The sequence below is a fragment of the Anaerococcus porci genome, from assembly GCF_034090325.1.
GTDB classification, from domain to species: Bacteria; Bacillota; Clostridia; order Tissierellales; family Peptoniphilaceae; genus Anaerococcus; species Anaerococcus porci.
In genome coordinates, this window is record NZ_JAXDSU010000014.1 from 1 (window position 1) to 3,230 (window position 3,230).

Genomic DNA, 3,230 nt, shown 5'->3' on the forward strand with positions numbered 1-3,230 from the left:
AGTCTCATTTCATTAGGTCTAACTTTATAGTCACCTTAGATTGCAACAGCTTTTATATGAGACTTTCTCTTCTTATTTCTTTAAAAAGTATAGAGTTTTCTTTGAATATATGAAGGTAAATATCTTCTGTTAGCTCTTTTAGTTTTGAGAAAGCACATTTGTAAGTGTTACAGGCATCTTTTGGTGGGGTGAAATTTTTTGTGACTTTTTTTAGATTTCCTATTAAGTCTCCCATATCTTCGTGTTCTTTTTCTAGGTCATATATATGTGAAAGTATATTTTCACAATCTAGATTTTCAAATTTAGGAAAGGTAATTTTTTCTTCTTTTGCAAGGTGAGCTTTTAGGTGTCCCTTTATTTGTAAGAATATAGTATAGGTCTCTTTTAGCTCATATCCATGATTTTTATAATGAACTAGAAGAATCTTACTTAAAAGTTTGTCGATATCTTCAAGCATCTCTCTTTCTATGTCATGGTGGTAACTTTCTATATGACTTATCTTATCTTTGGTATTTTTATCTTTAAATTCATCAATACTTAAGTTTTTGATACTTTTATTTTCTTTTATAAATTCTTTAAGTTCACTTAGTATTTTATCTTGATTTAGCTTTCTTTTTTCTGTTGCAATTTTAAGACTGTCATCTCCATGGCAACAATAGTCAATATCTTTTTTGTTGAAATAATCTATACTTTGTGGTAATTTTTTTACTATATCATTTAATCTATCATCTAATTTTATTTCATTCATAATACTTCCTTTCTTTTTCTATATATAGAATAATATAAATATAAAAAAATTTCTGTAACTAAAGTTACAGAAATAGATTGTAGAAAGATTAGATAAACATCTTAGTTTTATTTAATTTTTTTGTTTCACTTTAGTGAGTTAAGCGAGCACGAGTGAAACAAAAAACCACCTGCTATGCAGGTGGAGGAATTAAGCTTTAGCTTCAAGCAACAAAAAAACTACAAAAACTATAATTGTTATATTCTAAACTGACCTTCCAAATTGTTTTTTTATGTCCGACTTTTGGGGCTAAGTTCATTGTCCAGTAAAGAGGGTAAATATCAAAATTTGGATATTGTTGCCAGTATTCATATTTTATAGGTTATTCAAACTACCAGCTAAGCTGATAGTTTTGTTTATTTATTTTCTTTAATATATGATATTACATCTTTAATTAAATCTTCTTTTTTATGATAAATTCTTGGTTTTTCAAATATATTTCCCTTCTTGTCAGCATAGGAAAGTCCTGTAACAAGTTTATTTATATATAAGAAATCATTCTGAAATATATCATTTTTCATTTCATTAAATTTATCATCTTTTTCATTTCCTTCAAGTCTAATATCAGTATAAAGTTGAAAAATAGCCATACCTCTCTCAAAGGCTATGCCCATTTCTGCTGCAAGACCCAAATCTTTGGTATCCATAAGGCCTATTAATATATCAGATTTTTTAAGTCTATCATAATCTGCTAAAAGTATCTCATAATTTGCAGCGAATCCTTTTGATTTATCATTTATATCCTCATTATCTGCAGGATTGTATAAATCAATTTCTGGAAATTCTTTTTCTATTTTTTCTTGTATTTCTTTAGCTTGCCATCTTTGACCTTCTGTGAAAAGATCACATCCTAAATATACTTTCATTTACTTATCCTCCTTATAATCATATACTAATTATATTATATCAAAAAAATTTTTAAAATTTACTATCATTAACAATCAAAGTATAATGTTATAAAAATAAATATTATAAAGGTGGGATTCAATGAATAAAATTGATTTTCTTAAAAGAATTGGACTATTTATTTTAGGTCTTTTTATTATGAGTGTTGGAATTGCAATGATAAAGTTTGCAGAACTTGGAGTTACTCCAATATCATCAATACCTAATGTTTTTAGTATAAAAACGACAGATATTAGCCTTGGAAAATTCATTATTATATGGAACATATTATTAATTATAGGTCAAATTTTGATTCTTAGAAAGAATTTTAAAATATATCAACTTATACAAGTTCCAATTTCGTTTTTATTTGGATACTTTACAGATTTAGGACTCTATTTTATATCTAATTTCAGAATTGACTCTTACCTACAATCTTTAATTTTTCTAATTATAGGTATTCTTATCCTAAGTCTTGGTATAAGTATAACTGTTGTAGCAGATGTTATCTTAAATTCTGGAGAGGCTTTTGTCAAAGTTATATCTGAGAAAAAAGATTTAGATTTTGGTAAGGTTAAGATTGGATTTGATACATCATGTGTAATACTTTCAGTTATTTTGTCACTAATATTTTTTGGAAGTATAGAGGGAACAAGAGAGGGGACAATTCTATCGGCCCTACTTACAGGTTCCATAGTAAATATTATCTTAAAACATATAAATGATCCTTTGCTTTCAATACTAAATATAAAAAAATAAGGGAGGTATCCCTTATTTAAAACTTATATTTATTTTATACTCTTCAAGATTCGCATCTACATTAAGTATCTCTTCAATTGCTTTCTTGCATTTTTTATTGGCTTCATCAAGTAAGCCTTTATCTATAGCTTTTTTTTCTACGACTTTCTTTTGAGTTTTAGAAAAATCATTATAATCTTCTACCTTAATTGGATTAAAAATAGAAGTTTTTTGATCAAAAACTTTCAAAGAATCTTCATAAATTTCATGGGAAAGAACCTTTGAATCAGGAAGACTTATATCAATATTCTTTCCTCTAATACTTATATCCATATCATCTAAGTCGACTCCAAAATTAATAAGACCATCATATGCTACTATAAATTTCTTTTGGGTAAAGGGTATATCAAATCCATTAAATTTATTTGAATTTTCAAATTGAGCCATATTTGTATAAGAATATTTAAGTGTAGTTAATTCTTTAACTCCTTCAATTTTACTTGTGATTATTTTATCATCTATTCTAGTTTTTTGATTTTCCTTATAATATTTAAATCCAAGAAATATAAGAGCTAATAATAAAAGTATTGTTAGTATATTTTTGATTTTTTTACTTAATGAATTTCTCATAACTCCTCCTCCAATTATTTATCACTATACCCTTATCTTAAAATTTTCAACTTGAGAATTTTAAGATGTTTTAAAAAGTTTGAAATTGTTCTTGACTTTTAATTTTTACCTTGGTATTATGAACATGAACTAAGGATAAGCTCAAGAAAATTGGGCGAAAGTGTACCTAGGGATCTGTTAATTCAAGACC

General features: G+C 26.3%; 4 protein-coding genes. 1 reads left to right on the forward strand and 3 read right to left on the reverse strand.

The genetic code is table 11. The annotated features are described in order from the left end of the window. Nucleotides 1-52 precede the first annotated feature (52 nt). Nucleotides 53-748: a DUF542 domain-containing protein gene (locus tag SOR60_RS02025; RefSeq protein WP_320595091.1), complete on the reverse strand. Its 696-nt coding sequence runs from the start codon at nt 746-748 to the stop codon at nt 53-55. A 395-nt stretch (nt 749-1,143) separates the two neighbouring features. Continuing rightward, complete coding sequence (locus tag SOR60_RS02030) at nt 1,144-1,653, reverse strand: nucleoside 2-deoxyribosyltransferase (protein ID WP_154539291.1); 510 nt, start codon at nt 1,651-1,653, stop codon at nt 1,144-1,146. 121 nt (nt 1,654-1,774) lie between these two features. Here SOR60_RS02030 and SOR60_RS02035 point away from each other — a divergent pair, with 121 nt between their 5' ends. Then, nucleotides 1,775-2,431 (forward strand): YczE/YyaS/YitT family protein, encoded by a 657-nt coding sequence (locus tag SOR60_RS02035; RefSeq protein ID WP_154539289.1) that lies wholly within the window; start codon nt 1,775-1,777, stop codon nt 2,429-2,431. A 12-nt stretch (nt 2,432-2,443) separates the two neighbouring features. Here SOR60_RS02035 and SOR60_RS02040 read toward each other — a convergent pair whose 3' ends face one another. Beyond that, nucleotides 2,444-3,040, reverse strand: a complete 597-nt coding sequence (locus SOR60_RS02040; RefSeq protein ID WP_154539287.1) for a DUF4230 domain-containing protein — start codon at nt 3,038-3,040, stop codon at nt 2,444-2,446. Between the last annotated feature and the right edge of the window lie 190 nt (nt 3,041-3,230).